This is a genomic window from Brevibacterium iodinum ATCC 49514, assembly GCF_900169265.1.
Classification (GTDB): domain Bacteria; phylum Actinomycetota; class Actinomycetes; order Actinomycetales; family Brevibacteriaceae; genus Brevibacterium; species Brevibacterium iodinum.
Genome location: NZ_FXYX01000056.1, coordinates 1 through 1,472, shown reverse-complemented (window position 1 = coordinate 1,472; position 1,472 = coordinate 1). Strand labels below are relative to the sequence as shown.

At 59.2% G+C, this 1,472-nt stretch carries 1 protein-coding gene; it reads right to left on the bottom strand.

The window, feature by feature from the left end; translation table 11 throughout:
* Positions 1 to 147: 147 nt before the first annotated feature.
* Positions 148 to 1,060 (bottom strand): IS5 family transposase gene (locus tag BI49514_RS16165; protein WP_236850497.1). Its coding sequence is split into 2 segments (ribosomal slippage): positions 148 to 687 and positions 689 to 1,060, totalling 912 coding nucleotides; the frame shifts between segments, so codons are not numbered across the junction.
* Positions 1,061 to 1,472: the final 412 nt, after the last annotated feature.

The window sequence follows — 1,472 nt, the reverse complement described above, 5'->3', positions numbered from 1 at the left end:
CTCCCCCATCGGATTCGTCATCCTGATGAGGGAGTTGATCGGTAGCGGGAGGGGGACTCGATCCCCCGACCTCACGATTAACAGATTCCAAGCAGACATGCTTCGACTACGACGTGAACTCGCTTCGCAATCTAGGGCATGTCTCCTTTATTGGCGGAGCCATGTCAGGATCGCGCTGATCACGACGGCCGCTCGATAGGTGATGGCGAGCTTGTCGTATCTCGTCGCTAACCCCCGCCATTGCTTGACGTAGGCAAACGAACGCTCCACCACGTTGCGGTTCCGGTAGACACCGGCGTCGAACGCCGGCGGCCGCCCACCTTTGCTACCGCGCTTCTTACGAGTCGCGATCTGGTCTTTCTTCTCCGGGATCACCGCCCGAATACCACGCGAACGCAGATAGTCGCGGTTGGCTCTGGACCCATACGCTCGATCCGCCAGAACAGCGTCCGGACACGTGCGAGGACGACCACCGCCGACCCGCGGTACTCGAATGTCAGCCAGCACCTGCGGCAGGATCACCCCGTCGTGGCGCTGTCCGCCGGTGACCACGACAGCCAAAGGCCGGCCTTTGCCGTCGACGGCATGATGGATCTTCGTCGTCAGCCCACCACGTGAGCGACCGATGCCGTGCCCGGCGGGTTCACATTCCGAATCAGGCAGATTTTTGTAATTCGACGTAGCCCCCTGTGTCCTGATCGAGGCGTGTCGTGTTCGTCGCGTGCTGGTGAGCACGATTGATGGTGCCATCGACGGAGATGTTCCAATCGATGTCACCGGCAGCATCAGCATCGGAAAGCACCCGAGCTAAGACTCGGTCCCAGGTGCCGTCGGCGGCGTAGCGGCGGTGACGTTTCCATACTGTCTGCCACGGCCCGAAATGCTCGCGCGGCAGGTCACGCCAGGCGATGCCAGCGCGGTAGCGGTAGACGATTCCTTCGACGATTCGCCGGTTGTTCTCAAACGGTCGGGCTCTTTTGCCGACGTTTGAGGGCAGAAGTGGTTCGATCTTCTCCCACTGCTCATCAGTGAAGACTCGGTGTCGTTGCTGTGTAGTCACGTCTCCACCGTGCCAGTCCTGGAATGGTCAATAAAGGAGACATGCCCTAGTCGAATTGAGAATGCAGCTTCGTATTGATCCGTGATCAACCGGAAGCGCGGAGAACGGTGCGACGCCTAAGCGTGTCTGGGCTCGAGGGTGGTACGGAGATGGCGAATGTGTAGGGTTGGAACATGTCGAACTTGCTCTTGCCGAGATGCGCCGACTGGTACAAGAGAGCCGGAACGTAACTTCGAATTTAGAGCTCGTCACGTCCGTCCCACCCGTCGAAGTCAGCGATCAGCCTGGAGGCGCAAGTCCAGCATCGACTACTGAACTGCAGAATGATTCATCGAGGCCAAGTCATTGAGGGAGCTGTAATCGAGCGAATCCTCAAGCCGAGAGTAGCTTCCGGACGTTAAGAGCTCAGCGG